This is a genomic window from Microbulbifer elongatus, from assembly GCF_020524885.1.
GTDB lineage: Bacteria > Pseudomonadota > Gammaproteobacteria > Pseudomonadales > Cellvibrionaceae > Microbulbifer > Microbulbifer elongatus_A.
This window is the reverse complement of sequence record NZ_JAIVKJ010000003.1, coordinates 478,837-495,851: the sequence shown is the minus strand read 5'-3', so window position 1 is coordinate 495,851 and position 17,015 is coordinate 478,837. Positions and strand designations below refer to the sequence as shown.

17 protein-coding genes are annotated in these 17,015 nt (G+C 55.6%); 8 read left to right on the top strand and 9 right to left on the bottom strand.

The features are described 5' to 3' along the window. Window positions 1-85: 85 nt before the first annotated feature. The 4 genes from LC059_RS14155 (at window position 86) to LC059_RS14140 (ending at window position 5,204) form a co-directional block, all read left to right on the top strand. Window positions 86-1,360: a sensor histidine kinase gene (locus tag LC059_RS14155; RefSeq protein WP_226704513.1), complete on the top strand. Its 1,275-nt coding sequence runs from the start codon at window positions 86-88 to the stop codon at window positions 1,358-1,360. After that, window positions 1,357-2,049 (top strand): response regulator, encoded by a 693-nt coding sequence (locus LC059_RS14150; RefSeq protein WP_226704512.1) that lies wholly within the window; start codon window positions 1,357-1,359, stop codon window positions 2,047-2,049. Before LC059_RS14155 ends, LC059_RS14150 begins: the two co-directional genes overlap by 4 nt. Then, the gene (locus LC059_RS14145) at window positions 2,036-2,488 is read left to right on the top strand and encodes a hypothetical protein (RefSeq protein ID WP_226704511.1); all 453 of its coding nucleotides are present in this window, start codon (window positions 2,036-2,038) and stop codon (window positions 2,486-2,488) included. The genes LC059_RS14150 and LC059_RS14145 overlap by 14 nt, the downstream gene beginning before the upstream one ends. Window positions 2,489-2,639: 151 nt before the next feature. Continuing rightward, a complete protein-coding gene (locus LC059_RS14140; protein ID WP_226704510.1) occupies window positions 2,640-5,204 on the top strand; it encodes an arylsulfatase in 2,565 nt (854 codons plus the stop codon). A 96-nt stretch (window positions 5,205-5,300) separates the two neighbouring features. Here LC059_RS14140 and LC059_RS14135 read toward each other — a convergent pair whose 3' ends face one another. From LC059_RS14135 to LC059_RS14110, 6 genes are all read right to left on the bottom strand, one after another. Beyond that, a complete protein-coding gene (locus LC059_RS14135; protein ID WP_226704509.1) occupies window positions 5,301-6,146 on the bottom strand; it encodes a PA4780 family RIO1-like protein kinase in 846 nt (281 codons plus the stop codon). A 63-nt stretch (window positions 6,147-6,209) separates the two neighbouring features. Further along, window positions 6,210-7,133: a M14 family metallocarboxypeptidase gene (locus LC059_RS14130; RefSeq protein ID WP_226704508.1), complete on the bottom strand. Its 924-nt coding sequence runs from the start codon at window positions 7,131-7,133 to the stop codon at window positions 6,210-6,212. Window positions 7,134-7,198: 65 nt separating this feature from the next. Further along, window positions 7,199-7,771 carry a cation transporter gene (locus tag LC059_RS14125; RefSeq protein ID WP_413231570.1) on the bottom strand — a complete coding sequence of 191 codons (573 nt, stop codon included), beginning with the start codon at window positions 7,769-7,771 and terminating at the stop codon, window positions 7,199-7,201. 14 nt (window positions 7,772-7,785) lie between these two features. Then, entirely contained in the window at window positions 7,786-10,173 is a 2,388-nt protein-coding gene (locus LC059_RS14120; protein WP_226704507.1) for a DNA polymerase II, read from the bottom strand. Window positions 10,174-10,360: 187 nt separating this feature from the next. Continuing rightward, window positions 10,361-11,509 carry a hypothetical protein gene (locus tag LC059_RS14115; RefSeq protein ID WP_226704506.1) on the bottom strand — a complete coding sequence of 383 codons (1,149 nt, stop codon included), beginning with the start codon at window positions 11,507-11,509 and terminating at the stop codon, window positions 10,361-10,363. A gap of 124 nt (window positions 11,510-11,633) precedes the next feature. Then, window positions 11,634-12,311 carry a DUF998 domain-containing protein gene (locus LC059_RS14110; RefSeq protein WP_226704505.1) on the bottom strand — a complete coding sequence of 226 codons (678 nt, stop codon included), beginning with the start codon at window positions 12,309-12,311 and terminating at the stop codon, window positions 11,634-11,636. 206 nt (window positions 12,312-12,517) lie between these two features. On the opposite strand from LC059_RS14110, the gene LC059_RS14105 reads away from it, so the two are divergent. After that, on the top strand, window positions 12,518-13,072 hold the full coding sequence (locus LC059_RS14105; RefSeq protein ID WP_226704504.1) for a hypothetical protein: 555 nt from the start codon (window positions 12,518-12,520) through the stop codon (window positions 13,070-13,072). After that, window positions 13,069-13,434: a hypothetical protein gene (locus tag LC059_RS14100; protein ID WP_226704503.1), complete on the top strand. Its 366-nt coding sequence runs from the start codon at window positions 13,069-13,071 to the stop codon at window positions 13,432-13,434. The genes LC059_RS14105 and LC059_RS14100 overlap by 4 nt, the downstream gene beginning before the upstream one ends. Here LC059_RS14100 and LC059_RS14095 read toward each other — a convergent pair. Both LC059_RS14095 and LC059_RS14090 read right to left on the bottom strand, forming a co-directional pair. Next, complete coding sequence (locus LC059_RS14095; protein ID WP_226704502.1) at window positions 13,431-14,306, bottom strand: hypothetical protein; 876 nt, start codon at window positions 14,304-14,306, stop codon at window positions 13,431-13,433. The two genes, LC059_RS14100 and LC059_RS14095, sit on opposite strands and share 4 nt — an antisense overlap. Before the next feature lie 122 nt (window positions 14,307-14,428). Continuing rightward, window positions 14,429-15,118, bottom strand: coding sequence for a transposase (locus LC059_RS14090; RefSeq protein WP_226704501.1), 690 nt, complete (start codon window positions 15,116-15,118; stop codon window positions 14,429-14,431). 94 nt (window positions 15,119-15,212) lie between these two features. Here LC059_RS14090 and LC059_RS14085 point away from each other — a divergent pair, with 94 nt between their 5' ends. Both LC059_RS14085 and LC059_RS14080 read left to right on the top strand, forming a co-directional pair. After that, entirely contained in the window at window positions 15,213-15,545 is a 333-nt protein-coding gene (locus LC059_RS14085) for a hypothetical protein (RefSeq protein ID WP_226704500.1), read from the top strand. 217 nt (window positions 15,546-15,762) lie between these two features. Further along, on the top strand, window positions 15,763-16,206 hold the full coding sequence (locus tag LC059_RS14080; RefSeq protein WP_226704499.1) for a hypothetical protein: 444 nt from the start codon (window positions 15,763-15,765) through the stop codon (window positions 16,204-16,206). Window positions 16,207-16,300: 94 nt separating this feature from the next. Here the strand turns inward: LC059_RS14080 and LC059_RS14075 are convergent, their stop codons facing one another. Further along, window positions 16,301-16,993: a transposase gene (locus tag LC059_RS14075; protein ID WP_226704498.1), complete on the bottom strand. Its 693-nt coding sequence runs from the start codon at window positions 16,991-16,993 to the stop codon at window positions 16,301-16,303. Between the last annotated feature and the right edge of the window lie 22 nt (window positions 16,994-17,015).

The following is a 17,015-nucleotide window of genomic DNA, read 5'->3' as shown; positions in this document are numbered from 1 at the left end:
CTCCCCCAAAAGGGGGAGATGGTGCCCCCATCACCTCCCCCGCAGGGCTCATGACAGCCGGCCAGGCCTGGTTTAGCATGCGGAAATGAAATCGCCGTCCCCCATCCAGCGGGCATCCAGTGCGCCCGATCCCAGTCCCGATTTGCCCAAGCTACCGGTCTGGCAGCCATTGCGCGGTCCATTCGAGCGCTGGCCACATCTGACCGACCTGCTTATTGCCACCCTCGCCTTGTTGCTAACGCTGCTGATGTGGTCGCGCCAACAAGGAAACGATGTGCTGGCCCTGCAAAGCCTGTGGGACATCGCCGCGTTTCAGTGTGGCTTCGTTGGCTGCTTCGCCCTGCTTTGGCGCCGCACCCACCCCTGGCAGGTACACGCCATTATTCTGGGTGCCAGCCTGTTGTTGGAGATGGGCCTGCCGGCCAATGGCATCGTTGCCCTGGCGTTTTCGCTCTACAGCCTTGGCCGCTACGAGCCCAACGCCCGCGCCAGCTTGATCGCGGTACTGGCGACGCTGGTTTATGTGGCAGTAGATATGCGGGTCCTGACGCAGCCAACCGCCGGTGGCACCGTGGCAGTCGTGCTGGCGTGGGCTCTGTGGCACATTGGCCGCAGGCTGCGCTTTCGCGGCGAATACCTGCGTCTGCTGGAAGAGCGCGCCGAGTTTCTGGAGCGCGAGCGCAATGCCGAATCCGAGCGCGCTGTCGCCGCCGAGCGCACACGCATCGCTCGGGAAATGCACGATGTAGTGGCTCATCAGGTGAGCCTAATGACGGTTCAGGCCGGCGCCGCCAGAACCATCTGCCGCAACAATCCCGAGGCGGCCAGCGAGGCCATGGCTACCGTGGAGGCTGCGGGCCGCCACGCCCTGTCGGAAATGCGGCATTTGCTGGGCGTGCTGCGCCCGACCAGTGATGAGGCGCAACTTGCACCCCAGCCAGACCTGAATGACATCCCGGCCCTGATCGAAAAGGTGCGGCAGGTCGTAGCCCGGGTCGATTATGCAACCCACGGCGAGTTCGACGGCGTACCAGCGCGCGTCGCCCTCGCCGCCTACCGCATCATTCAGGAATCATTGACCAACGTCATCAAACACGTCGGCGCCGAAGCCAGCGTGCGCGTGAAGGTAAGCGTTGCGCCGGATCATGTTGCCATCTCGGTGAAAGATGATGGACGCGATGCCGGTGAGCAGCCTGCTGGTGAACAGCTAAGCGATAAACAACACGGTGGTGGCCTCGGCATTGCGGGCATGCGCGAACGGGCGGAACTGCTCGGTGGCCACCTGCGCGTCGGTGTGACCGAAGATGGTGGCTTTGAGGTAATCGCACAGCTGCCCACGACCGAAGAGGGAACCAGATGATACGAGTGATGGTGGTGGATGATCAGGCACTGGTACGACGAGGTTTTGCCCTGGTGCTGGACAACGAGCGCGATATAGAAGTGGTGGCCGAGGCCGGCACCGGTGTCGAGGCTATCGAGGCTGCACGGGCGCACCAGCCGGACATCATCTTGATGGATATCCGAATGCCGGAGATGGATGGGCTGGAAGCCACCGCGCGCATTCTCCAACCCGAGGAAAACGCAGAGGCCGACGCCACCACAAGCCGCGTGATCATCCTCACCACTTTCGATCCCGACGAATACGTATTCCGCGCCCTGCAGGCTGGTGCCAGTGGCTTTGTGCTCAAGGATATTCCACCCGAAGCACTGGTGGAGGCAGTGCGCACCGTTGCCGATGGCGGTGCCATGCTCTCACCCGGTATCACCCAACGTCTGATCAGCCAGTTCGCGCAAAAGCTGGGAACCGGCCGCAACCTGACCGAACGTCTGGAGCGCCTGACCACGCGGGAGCGCGAAGTGCTGGCAGCGATTGCCGCTGGCAAGAGCAACGCGGAAATCGCCGACGCGCTGTTTATTGGCCCGGCTACGGTAAAAACCCACGTTTCCAGTGTGCTGTCCAAGCTGGGGTTGCGCGATCGCGCCCAGGCCGTGGTATTCGCTTACGAATGTGGACTAGCTACCGCCGGGGGGCGCGATGTCGGCTTCTAGTTCTACAGAGGGTGTACAGCGAAACACCCTTTACAATCTTGCCGCAGTCGGCGCGTTGCTTCTTGGTGCCCTGCTCACCCTCGGTGCCTATGGCCACTTCATCGCCGTGTGGTCGCAGATAACGAGCCAGGATAACGACTTTATCCGACGCTTGCTGCTGATACTGCCCGGCGCGATGCTCACCGGCACCGCCGTATTGAATATCCTGCTCAGCAAGCCGCTATGGCAAGCGCGAGGCTACGCGCTCAGCATTACCCTAGCCAGCAATCTGCTCGCCACTCTCTATTTGATTTACCTGATGATACAGGGTGTGCCCGACCACCCTATTGGTGTTTTCCTTGCGCTGGAAATGTCGCTGGTGATCCTGCTCGTGGCAATACGAGTCGGCCTCAAATGGCCAGCGGCTGGCGATACATCTACTAAGGCACACACGGAATAAAGCCGAAAGCGAGTTCAGCATTTCCGCGACTACGGCGGCGCCAACAAGCTTGCCATTTTCCCGGCCGGGAAAGCAGCGTTAGCTAGGCTATACAGGAAACAGCAATTCGCTGTTTGTGTATGGCCTATTTAACACGCATCGGGGAATACCCATGAACATCACGCCATTGCTAATGATCGCTGTCGCACTCGCCATTGCCCTTCCCGCGACCGCGCAACAGGATAACGGCAAGCCCGGTTCGCCCAGCGCAACCACCACCATCCCCGGTGATCAGTTACCGGCGCCACCACCGAAATTTGGCGGCGTAATCAAGGAAGGGGCTCTCCAGTCTACGCCCTGGTGGCCACCGCGGGTGGTACCACCAGAGGGGGCGCCCAATATCCTGCTGATCATGACCGATGATGCCGGGTTTGCGGTAAACAGTGTGTTTGGAGGCGTCATCCCGACACCAACGATGGAGCGCATCGCCGAAAGCGGGCTCCGCTACAACCGCATCATGTCCACCGCACTGTGCTCTCCAACACGCGCCGCACTGATCACCGGCCGCAATCACCACTCCGTAGGCTTCGGTGTTATTTCCGAGCAAGCCACGGGCTATCCCGGCTACAACAGCATCATCGGGTTGGACAATGCGACCATCGGTCGCATCCTGCGGGATAACGGCTACGCGACAAGCTGGTTCGGCAAGAACCACAACACGCCGACCTACCAGGCCAGTCAAGCAGGCCCATTCACTCAGTGGCCAACCGGGTTGGGATTTGATTACTTCTATGGTTTCGTCGGCGGCGATGCCAATCAGTGGCGGCCCGATCTGTTTCGCAACACGACCCAGATCTTCCCTTGGAAGGGGCATGAGGGCACCCTGAAGATGGATCGCTCCGATCCCAACGCAAAGGTGTGGCCCGTTACCGGCGAGGAGCCTTCATGGAACCTGATCACGGCGATGGCTGACGACGCCATCGACTGGATGACCCGGATTCACCAGACCGACCCCAGCCAGCCGATATTCTTGCATTACGTGCCCGGCGCAACCCATGCACCACATCACCCCACCAGAGAATGGGTCGAAAAAATTAGCGCGATGCACCTGTTTGACGATGGCTATGAAAAACTGCGCGAACGTATCTTCGAGAACCAAAAGAAACTCGGCGTGATCCCTCCAGACCAGAAACTCACACCCTGGCCCAAAGACATACTGCCGCCCTGGGATACGCTCAGTGAAGATGCCAAAAAACTCTACATCCGGCAGGCCGAGGTATTTGCGGCATACGTTGCCTACAACGACCATGAAATCGGTCGGGTAATTCAGGCGTTCGAGGATCTGGGCAAGCTCGACAACACCATCGTCATTTACATCAATGGCGACAATGGTACCAGCGCCGAAGGCGGACCGGAGGGCACCTTCAACGAGGTGGCCGTATTCAATGATGTCACGCCACCGGTCGATGTGCAGATGAAGTACTACGATGCCTGGGGCACCGAGTTTGCCTATAACCATATGTCCGCGGGCTGGTCCTGGGCCTTCGACACTCCTTTTGACTGGTTCAAGCAAAATGCGTCCAGGCTCGGCGGTATCAACCAGAACATGGTCATCTCGTGGCCGAAGCGCATCAAGGACAAGGGCGGCTTGCGCGAGCAGTTTATGCACGTGATTGACGTCACTCCGACCTTGCTGGAGGTGATCGGCATTCCCGCGCCCGAGTATGTAGACGGCATCAAACAAAAGCCAATCGAAGGCACTAGCTTTGCGTACACCTTTGACGCAAAGAATGCCAAGGCTCCATCGCGCCACAAGACCCAGTACTTCGAGATGATGGGCCAGTGGGGGCTCTATCACGAGGGATGGCTGCTGAGCACCAAGGTCAACCGCGCGCCATGGGAAATGTCAGGCGCCGCTAATGCTGACCCACTGAACAACCAGGAATTTCAGCTATACAACCTAAACGAGAGCTGGAATCAATTCGAGGATATAGCAGCCAAACACCCGGACAAGGTCAAACAAATGCGGCAGATGTTCGTTGAGGAAGCCAAAAAACATCAGGTATTCCCCATGAACGCCTCGGTAGCGGCAAGGATGGCAGCTCCGCGCCCAAGCCTGACCGCAGGCCGCAACGAGCTGGTCTACACACGGCCGATGACGGGAACCCCTCAAGGGGATGCGCCTTTCCTACTCAACACGTCTTACACCATCACTGCTGACATCACGGTGCCGGAGGGCGGCGCGGAGGGCATGATCGCGACGTCCGGTGGGCGCTTCGCGGGCTGGGGCTTTTACTTACTGAAGGGCAAACCCGTATTCAACTGGAACATGGTCAACCTAGAATGGGTGAAATGGCAGGCCCCGCAGGCACTCACCCCCGGACGGCACACCATCGAATTCGACTTCAAGTACGACGGATTGGGCTTGGGCACCATCAAGTACAACAGCTTCGCCGGCGTTGGCAAGGGTGGAACCGGCACGCTCAAGGTGGACGGCAAAGTAGTCGCAACGAAGAAGATGGAGAAAACCATCCCCATCATTCTTCAGTGGGACGAGAGCTTTGATATCGGCTCAGACACGATCACGGGCATCGACGATAGCGACTACCTGCCTCCGTTCCCCCTGACGGCGAAGCTCAACAAGCTGACGATCAAGATCGATCGCCCGCAGCTATCGCCGGAAGACATCAAGAAACTCGAAGCCGGAATGAAGAAAGCAGCCATGGGAATTCAATAGCACCCCAGGCCAGCGGATAGTCGATGACCGCCCACACCGCGACGACCTGCGCTCTATTGCGCGGATCGTCGCAGTGACACCTGGCCAATCATCGCCCTACTCTTCCCAGGCCGGCGCCATGCGCTCGGCCTGCTCTTCGCGAACATCGTCGATGACGGCCATCAGGTCCGCGACGTCGACACTCGTTGCGTCCTGCTCGAATACCCCGGTAAGGGTAATTTCCGGGTGCAGCTCACCCGCTTCATACAGCGCCCAGATTTCCCGGCCGTAATCGGTCGTCAATAGTTCCGGGGCGAAGCGCCCGAAATACGCGCGCATGTTGTCGACATCGCGCTGCAGCATCATGGCGGCGTTGTTGTTGCCGGCCGCATCCACCGCCTGGGGCAAATCGATGATCACCGGGCCGTCGCGGTCCAGCAGCACGTTGAACTCGGAAAGGTCGCCGTGTACCAGGCCCGCACACAACATGCGCACCACATCAGCCATTACCTGGCCGTGATACTCGCGGGCCTGCTCCGCAGTCAGCGTGACGTCATCCAACCGCGGGGCCGCATAGCCCTCGTCATCGGCCACCAGTTCCATCAGCAATACACCGTCGACAAAGCCGTATGGCTCGGGGACGCGCACGCCGGCCGAAGCCAGCCGATACAGCGCGTCGACCTCGGCACTCAGCCAAGCCTGTTCCTGCTCTCTCTGACCGTAGCGGGTCTTTTTCGACATCGCCCGCGCGCGGCGGCTGTTGCGCATCTTGCGGCCTTCCTGGTACTGCACCGCCTGCTTGAAGCTGCGCTTGCTGGCCTCCTTGAAGACCTTGGCACAGCGCAAGCTGACGCCGCAGCGCACCACATAAACCTGTGCTTCCTTACCGCTCATCAACTGCGCCATGACCTCGTCGATCATGCCGTCATCGACCAGCGGTTGTAATCTCTTGGGTACTTTCATAGATCTTCTTTTGATCGTCCGTAGAGGCGACCTCCCGGTCGCCCCGCCGATTTCTTGTGCCTGTTAGCCGTGCGCCAGCGCGTAATCGATCGCCGCACACACGGCAACCGCCTGCGCGGTATTGCACTGTTCGGGCGTGGCGCGGTGGCTGTCGGGATAGACCTCGGTGGTGGTCTTGTAGGTTGCGTTGGTGACGCTGGCGCAGAGGCCCAGCTGCTTGAGCGGATACTCGATAACACCGCGGGCAACCACCGGCGAGCCAATAATCTCGTTGTTGTCATCGGCCGGGGCGATATGGGTGACCTTCTCTACTGCCGCGATGACGGCCTGCTGGAATTCCGGCTGCGGGTTCTCGCTGTCGTCCACCAGATAGAAGCCGTCGGGAATGCCACCCGGCGTGAACGGCTTGCCGTCGCGGGCGGCCAGTGCGGGGCGGAACTCGGTTTCGTCGGTATCGGTGGTCTCGTGCAGGTCGATATGCATCACCACGCGATCAACCACCGGCGCTACCAGTCGCATCAGTGCCGCCGACTCTTCCGCCGGGCTGTTGTCATAGAAGGAGCGGTTCGGGTCAATGGCGTTCGGGTTCCAGCGGTGGATGCGCTCGTAACCCCAGGGGCTGATACAGGGCGCCACCAGCAGGTTGACGCGACCGGCGTAGTCCGCGGCATGCTGATCCACGAACTGCAGCGCGCCGTGTACGCCGCTGGTTTCGTAACCGTGCACCCCGCCCGTGACCAGTACCACCGGGAGGTCGTCATTCCAGTTGCGGCTGCGGATCGCCAGCAGCGGGAAGCTCTCGTCGCCATATTCCAGGCGGCCGTACTCTTCCACATCGAACCGGTCTCTCAGACGCTCGATCATGCTTACCACCTCAGACTCGTAGCTGCGGTGTCGGGTCTGGCGAGACAGCCACTGGTTGCGCTCCGCCTCGCCCCAGGGCGTGCCGGGGGTACCGATTGGGTAGAATGCGGGGGTGGTGTTCATATCAATTGTTCTCCAGTGAAGTGCCAGACAGGCCGGCATTCTAACACTCGTACCGGGGCGCCCTGTCAGGGCTTTTGATAAGACTTCTCTGCCTCCCTGGCCTCGCGTACGATCTGAATACCGCCACGCACAACAAGCGCAGAAATGATCATGCCGATCAACAAGTCCGGATATCTACTGCCAGTTATCGCAACCAGGCAACCGGACAGGATAACCCCCAAATTAGCGAGGACATCATTGACGGAGAAAATCCAGGAAGCGCGCATGTGTACACCACCACCACGATGCTTTGAGATAAGTGCAACACACGCAACATTGGCCAGCAGTGCAACGATGCCCACCCCAATAATCAAAGTGCTTTGCGGCTCACTGCCAAACGCCAAGCGCCTGAGCACCTCGAACAGCACTCCTACGCCTAGCAGAATCTGCAGATAGCCACTGACTCTCGCTGCAGTAGCCTTTTTCGCCACCGCCTTGCCAACCGCGTAGAGCGACAACCCGTAAACGAACGCATCCGCCAGCATATCCAGAGAGTCCGCGAGCAAACCGGTCGATTGAGCGATCAAGCCCAACGCCAGTTCAAGCAAAAACATAAATCCATTGATGGATAAAAGCGCAATAAGGGTGTTCCTTTCCATACGCTTGTCCTCCATCACTCAGCACCTCCAAACAGCCCCAACTGGCCATCCACCAGGCTGTCAAAATCCAGATCGATAAAGGGCAATATGGCATCGGCCACGGGCTTTAGCTGCTTGTCGATATAGTGCTGGTAATCGATCGGTGTCTGGAGGTAATCCACGGGCTCCGGGCCGTTGAGGGTAATCACGTAGCGAATCCAGCCCTTGTTCTGATATTTGGGTTCCAGCCCCTGCTGGCGGCGGTGTTCATCGGCCAGTCGAGCCGCGCGCACTTGGGGCGGTATGTTTTTTACGTATTGCTCCAGCTTGCGCCGGAGCCGCTTGCGGTACACCAACTGCTCGTCCATCTCCCCTGCCCGGGTTTTCTCTACCGTCTCGCGGATATAGTCGGACGGGTCTTCACCCTTAAACACCATTCCGTAGAGCTGGGTCTGAAACTGCTTGGCCAGGGCAGTCCAGTCGCTGCGCACTGTTTCCAGGCCCTTGAATACCAGCTTTTCCTCACCCCCGGTTACCACCAGGCCCGCATAGCGCTTCTTGGAGCCGGCCTCCGAACCGCGAATGGTGGGCATCAAAAAGCGCTGGTAGTGGGTTTCAAATTCCAGCTCCAGTTCGCACGCCAACGCCAGCTCGTCTTTGAGTTTGTTCTGCCAGCGCGTGTTGATCTCACTGGCGAGATTCTTGCCGATCGCATCAGCCTCTTCCGGGCTGGGCTTGCCGCTCAACCAGACAAAGGTGGAATCGGTATCGCCGTAGATGACCTGATGCCCGAGCTCTTCAATCCAGCGGGCCGTCTGCTGCATGATCTCGTGACCACGCAGGGTGATGGAGCTAGCCAGACGCGTGTCGTAAAAACGGCAGCCCCCACTTCCGAGTACCCCGTAGAAGGAATTCATGATGATCTTGATGGCCTGGGAGCGGGCGGCATCCTGCTCCTGCTTGGCGATGTCGCGCTGGGCCCAGAGGTTGGTAATGATGTCCGGCAGGAAGTGCTTGTCACGGGAAAAGCGCGCACCGCGAAAACCGGGGATGCTGTTGTCATCCGCATCGCCCTCTTCCGTTCCATCTGCTGATCCCTCGGCCAATCCTTCAATCAACCCCATAGGGTCGATCTTGAAGGTGCGGATAATGCTCGGATACAGGCTCTTGAAATCCAGCACCAGCACGTTGTCGTACAGGCCCGGCCGGGAATCCATTACATAACCGCCCGGGCTAGCCAGGCCGCCGTCGGCCGGCAGGTTGGGCGCCACATAGCGGCTGCGGTGGAGCCTGGGCAAGTAGAGGTTGGTAAAGGCCGCCACTGAACCGCCGCTGCGGTCGAGCTCCAGGCCCGTGAGTTGGGCCCGCAGGCGCAGGTAATCCAGCAAGCGGGTGTGCTGATAAATATCCCAGACCAGGCGGCAGTCTTCCAGATTGTAGGCGGCGAGTTTGGGCTTGTTATGGCGGAAGTCGTACTCAATCGCCGCCAGGCGGTTGTCCACGTCCTCGGTATCCTTGCCCCTGCCTAGCAGGGTCTGGGACACGAACTCCAGGCTGAAGCTTTCAAAGTTGTAGGTGGCACTCTTCAGTCCGTCGATGCCGTCGAGTACAACCCGGCCCGGCAGCGTCACGAAGCCCTGGTTGCCTTCGCGGCCATCTCGCCAGCGGGCCTCTGTACCACCGCGCCCTAGCTTCAGGCGCAGGCCGTGGCGCCCAGCCCGTTTCAGCAGCAGTCGAAAATCAAAGTCCACCACGGCCCAGCCAATGATGACATCGGGATCCAGAGATTGGATCCTGGCCTCCAGAGCCTGAAGCAGGGCCCGTTCGTCACCCACCCAGTGGATGGTGGTATCGGCAGTCTCCGGCTTGCCAACCATCAACACCTCTTCCACACCATGACCGTAGAGACCAACGGAATAAAGCTCACCCTGCCCGGAGCACTCCACGTCCAGGGAAACCACCTTGAATTCCGGCTGCACCTCGGCGCCCTTAAGGCGCACCTGCCGGTATTCCGTATAGCCGTCTCTGGCCCGGGCCACGCCTTCAAAGTAGAGGCCACCGCGGGCGAAGCGCTCCATCAGGTAACGGTCGTGGAGACGAAAATCTGCTTCAAACATCTCGATGCCACGAGTTAGCAACAGGGTCTGGGCCCGGCGGTGGGCGTCGATGGTGGGGAAATACAGCATGGCCGCTTCCTCGCGGCCAAAGGTCTGGAAACCCAGCTGCTGCCAATCGTAAGGCACGTCAGCCAGCGCCTCCGTCACCGTCACCGGGGTACGGTCCGCCACCTTCACCATAAATACCGGGCGCTCGCCCTCAATAACCAGCTTGACCGGGCCCTCGGGCGTGGCCAGCCAGTAGTGGATGCAGGTGCTGCCGCGCTGATCAAAGCTGTGGCGAGTGAGAAGGAAACCTTGAGGCAAGAGACTAATCTGGGTTGAGGCTTGGGTTGGTGATGGGCGCCATTTTACTGGATAAATGCACAGGCGTCAGTAAACGCCAAAACTGGACGAGCAGAATCTAGATGAGCCCCCGAAACAGAGGGGAGAGGGAGACGCCCCCTCTTAACCTAACGCCATGACATTGAGCCAACCCCATTTTTAGACTGACCTAATCGATCCGACGCTGTACTTCTCTGGATTTACGAGAATGTGGCTCACGCTCCTGGCGCACCTGCTTGCGCTTATCGGTTTTCTCTTTGGAATTCTTTTCCTTCTCCCTTCTCTGTTCCTTTTTCTTAGGCTGCTCGCTCTTTGGTTGCTTGTGCTCCTGGCGTGGAGCTGGCTTCGCGGCCGTATTGAGCCGATAATTTAGCGCTTTGCGCTGGGGCTGAGCGCGCTGGCTTTGCGGCTTGAGCCTATCGTGTACCGTGCGGCGATCGACTGCTGGACGATCTACTGCAGGAATAACTCGTGGGCCGCGAGTGCCGGTGGGCTTGTCCGCAAGTTTAACTACCCGCTCGTCCCGATTGGGATTCCGACTTGGAACCCGACGCGGCTCCGGGCGTTCATTACGGCGATCCGCGCTGCGGTTATCCATCTGAGACGCCCGCCGTTTTTGCTCGGCTATGCCCGCAATCCCATGTTTACCGCCTAGACCACGATTCAGATCTTTCTCACGACGGTCCCGAACCTTCTCACGACGATCCTGAACTATCTCGCGACGATCCCGAACCTTCTCACGGCGGTCCAGAACCATCTCGCGACGATCCAGAACCTTCTCACGTTGATCCTGGCCCCTCTCACGACGATCCCAGTCCTTCTCACGATGATCCTGGCCCTTCTCACGGCGATCATGTCGATACGCGTTGCTGTCATGCCAGTCCCGCCGATTGTAGTCGTCGTCATGACCGTGCCGGCGCGGCGGTCTGTAGTGGTGTCCTCCAGCATAGTTGTGGCCGTGGCGGCGCAAGCGCGAATACCAGCGATCATTGAAGTTTACCGAGATATAGAAGTTGGGGGCCGGATACCAACGGCCATTCCAGTGACTGGCACTGATCCAGTGGTCCTGATACCAACGGTAGTAACGCCCCTCTCGATAGAAAACGTCGCTGCGGTCATAGAACACGTAAACGCCGAGGGCATCGTCGTAATAGCGATAGCCGGGATCGGTGATCACGGAATAGGAGTAAACCGGAGGAGCCGTGCGGACATAAGTGCTCCCGCCGATCACCGGCGGGGCTGATGGGTAGGTGACACAGCCACCGAGCGTCAATGTGATGGTGAGAGCGGCGAGTAATCGGTATGGGATCTGGCGCATGGTGCGTTTTCCTTGGATTCACACCTGCTTTTTAACCCGGCGCAACTGAATCGTCGCTGAATTTACCCGCAAATGAACAGAAAACAACCAATACCGGGAAATGAGCGCAACCCCATAAAATCAGCTACCTTCCAGAAAGCTCAATTTTTATACGCTCATCTTCATTAGTAATAAATGGCAACATGCGGCTCGCCGTCATCCATGCCACACCAAATGCCATCAATCCTGTCGCTTCGACATAGTACGTCAGCCGCTGAGTAATACCGCTAAAATCTACCCCCAAAATATCGAGCAACTGCACGGTCATAGCGCCAACCATATCAACTGCGCAGATTCTATAAATCCGCCCCCTAACCTTCGCCTCTTTAGAATCTTTATCTCTAGCTCTCAGGTAAAACAGCCAACAAAAAATTGCGAGGATAATGAACATTGATATTGCAGAGGACGTATGGACAACCCCGGTCATCGTGGGTTCTCTAGCTGCTCCGTCATCAAACCGACCTGTGAAGCAATCGCATGGAAAGAATGCCACTGCTGCGACAGCGACTGCCGCGACTTTACTCAAGACAGCTTGAAATAGCGAGTAGCCATTATACGACCAGAGAAAAGCCGAGATAACGCAGAGAGAACCAACAAATACATTTCGGGCATTATCCGTTAAATGATATGACAGACTAATAGAGCTGATACTGACCCCAGGCGTCAGCAAGTCCGTAAAAATCGCGAGTGACAAAGCAATAACGCCCACGATAAATTTCGTAGTGTGGTGATCGATTTCTGTATCTAGTGGTTTCCCATCCATGGACCCAACCTCATACGCTCGGAGTTACCAGCAGGCAGATGATATTGGGGTTAGAGTAACATTTTGACAGTTGAGCTCACAGCGGCATAGGAAGCCAATATTTTATCGGGCCCCAAGATATTCACACTCTGGCACGGTTTATTTTGGTTGAATATGCCACCGGAACCTTACAGAATTGCCTCTCCAAAAACCAAAAGGAGTTGGTAATGGCAGACACTGCATCAACCATTCAGAATCACAAAAACACCATTCAGACCATAAGTGGTACTATTGCCTCAATTGGCCTAGAGCAGACCGGCAAAAAAGTCGCCGGGGCCCTTGTTACCCCCGCTACCTGGGCAGTCAATTATGCTGCAGAAGGCACGAAACCCGGCGCTGTCGATGTTGGCATATGGGCTACAGGTTTCCTTTCTGCGCCGGCAGCAATTTTTACTGGGCTGACAAAAGCTGTGGTTGACGATGACACCCAGCGAAAGCTTGAACAAGTTAAAACAAAAGAGCCGGCAAAGTACGCACAGTTTATCCGCCCTTGTAGTAATTACGGATTTTCATCACCCGAAATTAACGCAATGACAATTGCAACCAGAGGCGGAACAGCTTGGATTAGTAATATAGGACTCTGGGTGTACATTACGGATGCCAACGAGAATCTGGTTGCAGATTATCAACCAGAAAATTTCCTTAAAATATACCGCCCCAAAAAACCCTACCAAGCAGGAACTAACGGCGGCTTTCACTGGGAGACCATAGCGAAAAAATGAATATTAAATACGTAATATCGCTCCTTGCCCTAGCATTAGTCAGCGCTTGTGGCACAAAGAACTCTCAAATATCAGGCGCTGATATCAACGATTTCGATAAACTTTGCACCAAATTAATTGAGTTATCAAAAAACTCGGAATTTCCTGACCTATCTCCAGAAGAACGTGCAAAACGCTTGGATAGTTCACTATCTGAAGAAATCAGCACTTCCAGTGATGCTTACATTGCCTGGTCAGCTATTCGTAATGCGGCTCCATCACAACGGGCCAGCTTGTACAAAGATGCCGCGGCCAGTACAGGAAACGAAGAGTGGGAATGCCCGGTAATAGATAAGCTAGGTGATCAAGTTGGGTCAAATTAGAGCCAGGCAGCGGGCGTATGGCAGATTTCAGCTGTACGCTTCTCCAGAATTTGAGTTGACGCCATCAATTCTTTGAGTGTTTCCTGCAGAGTCTCACCATCTTCTGGCAGTATAAAATCTATCACAACTCCCCCATCACCCACTTTATCAACAAGCCAATGCCAGCGCTGATAGCCACTATTCTCTGACGAATAAGCCACTTTAACTAGGCATTTTTTTAGATCTGCGAACTCTTCACATTGGTAGCTAGAGCTAACAGTTTTATTTTGAGCTTCAAGTGACTTGAGAATATTCAATAGATAAGTTGGAATATCTACATTCCTCTTACCCAAGCAGTTGGGCCGAGCCTCAACACGCTGTTCCCCGCCCATCTCATATACCAAATATTCATGGCCGGTAGGGAGTTGATTTTTACTCCACCCATCTAAAGCCTTCATTTTCAAACCGACAGATCCGAACTCAAATGATCGTTCTCGATTATCACCCGTTCCAACCCAAGGCACTTCTACATCGCCTGCATAGAATCCACCTTTTTCCGCCAGCCATTCTTTGATAGAAATATCAAAGATGTAGGTTCCGGATAGGAAAACCACAAAAAGAGCGCATAAGCTCCCGGTCTTCGCCAAATGACTTCGCTTATTCCACGGAGAAAGAGACAAACCTACTGTCACCAGGACAGCGATTAGACTTGGAACAAACTGCCCCCAGCCATCCACTTGAAAAACTCGATTCCAGTAATAAATATACTGTAAAAAAACGAAGTAAAATATCCCCACGATGGCGAATACATTTGCCCGATAGAGTTTATCTTCGGACAATTGCTTGCGATTCAGGACAATAAAAACGAGTAGAAGTGGGATTAGAGCATCCATGGCACTGTCCGATTATATTTCTGGGTAATCGATTCAAGCGCTACTTTAGCATGCTGGAAAAAAAACATCGCGAAATTGGCGGAACTTCGGGGCAGAGCAATATTTAGACAAAAAAATTAAGCCTACCCCTCTATGCGTGGCCGCCCTACTCTTTCGGGCGTTACTCTTCTCTGACACTGGGCCTCGATCTCCGCCTTAAAACGGTCATTACCCAATGCCAGCCCCTTATCGGTGAGAGTGGATATTTTATCCATGAACTCTGGGTCCAGCGCACTGGCAAACAATGCCCGATACCGCTCCCTGCGCTGCCTCGGGTATCGACCCAGCTTTAGGTATTCAGGATGGGGCGTCAATAGCGACGAAGGCACTCCCAGTGCATTGGACGAATAACTGGACCAGTGATACTCCCCTGGATTCGAAACCATCGCCGCACGGACGGGATTCAACTCAATATATCGGTAACAGTGCAACAGATACTCCTCTGACTGCACTAGACAGGATTTAAAGCGACCTTCCCAGAGGGTGCCGGAGCGACGGCATTCTCGATTAAAATATCGCACATACAACCTACCAAGGGCCTGCATCATCCTGGATATTGCCTGATCAGCCAGAGGCGTCAAAAGCAGGTGGACATGATTTGTCATAAAGACCCAGCCGTGAACCTGCACCTGGTACTGTGCGGCACACTCCCTCAACCAACCTGCATAGGCAGTGAAATCTTCATCGCTACAGAAGCAAACCTGCCGATTGTTACCCCGCTGGACAACATGTTGAGGAATACCAATCGGAGCAACCTTGGGAAGCCGAGCCATAATACCTCCTGAAAAAATGGAGGTAACATCATAGTCCCGAAATAAATAGTCCCGTTGAATACAGCGGAAAAATTTTACTCTGACCCCAATATTTATGGATACGAGTGTATTAGACAAAATAACATCTCAAGTCCACGACCATAAAGACTATAAGAAGCTTCGCTTTGTCGTGCGTCTAATTAGCGCAGAAAGCTACATGGCATTCGGAGGACAGTCCAAAGATACATCTGTAATTCTTACTGGTTCTGGCGAAGCTTTACAGGATGCCGTCGCCGGAAAGGTGGATGCATCTCTTGCATATGCCGAGCACGAAAATACTGAGTTCAACCAAATGTTGTCAGCCGCCGGCCAGTCTGTTCCAGTGGGAATGGTTCTTTATGAAATATCAAGAGATCACGGCTGCAAAGCTAACAACGACCCGCAGTAATTCCTCGCAAAACACAAACAATACTCATGGTGCACCGTAATAACGGTGCACCATAGAACCCAGAAAAAGAGGATAAACCATGCCTCCTTCTAGCCTAAGCGCCACCTGGTCTCCCAGAGTTTACAAAATTGACCGCACCCAACCAAAAGCCCCAATTACAATTAGCAACCTGTTTCTCACAATTGGCAGAGGAACTGTTACCGGACCATGCCCTTCTATGTCATCAACCGCTGGGTCGAAAACGGTAAATTTATGGTTCGCGCAAGCACTAAAAGCGTCGCCACAAGCTACCGGACTTGTAACAGCTGGGTGCCTGGATCCAAAGGGTGCTCAGGCTGTCATTGCGGCAGTCTCCACAAAGAATGCTCAAGTGGTTGGGCTCGCCTACCACACTCTGGGAGCTCTCAATTCGACAGCAAATGCGTTAGTTAGCGACATGAAATCTGCTGGAGTGAACTCCGCGGACATTATTTCAGTAGTTGCAGTAACCGGACAACCTAGTGATGAAATGTACACAGTGATGGATTCAATGTCGCGCCTTACTGGAGATAATCCTGAGTGTGTGATTGGCTTAAGCAATTTCCAGCTCCCCACCGGCTTCCAAAAATTTGGAATTGGATTTAAAGGTGAGATCGGGGACGCCGGCGTGGAAAGCAGATAAGGCTGGTTAGAGTGAGCCCCTTATAGATTCTTAAGGGGCTCGCTCAAAACAAAGTGAATGAGGGAAAATCAATTTCATTAAAAAAAAGTAGCATTCACAGAAAAATCATGCGCGGGCGCCCCAGCGGCATTTCAGTCACTCTACGGGCAAATTGCTTCTCGACTTGCGCTTTGAATCGACCACTACCCAGTGCTAACCCCCTATTCAAGGCCCCACGGATCTTATCGAGAGCAGGCGCATCTAGTGCATGCCGAAACAACGCGCGATAGCGCTCCTGACGCAGCGCCGGGGAGACTCCCAGTGCGAGATACTGCATATGAGGTGTGAGCAGGCTGGATGCCCTCCCCAGCCCGTTGCAGCCATAGCTCGACCAGAAATATTCCCCCGGATCCGACACCATGCCCGCACGCACCGGGTTTAGTTCGATATACCGGTAACACTGTAAAAGATAATTCTCAGATTGGACCAGACAGGATTTGTAGCGCCCCTCCCACAGGGTCCCTGAACGCCGATACTCCCGATTGAAGTAACGCACATAAATACGCCCAAGGGCCTGCATCAGTTTGCTAACACCCTGCTCAGACTCCGGGGTTACCAGTAGGTGGACGTGGTTGGTCATCAACACCCAGGCATGCACCTGAATATTGAATTCCTTTGCGTACTGTTTTAACCAGCCGGTGTAGGCGATCATATCCTGCTCTGAACAGAAGCAAGCTTGCCGGTTATTACCCCGCTGAATGACATGCTGCGGTATACCCGCAGGACCGAGGCGCGGCAATCTGGCCATAGCAAATCCCTTTTTCTGATGG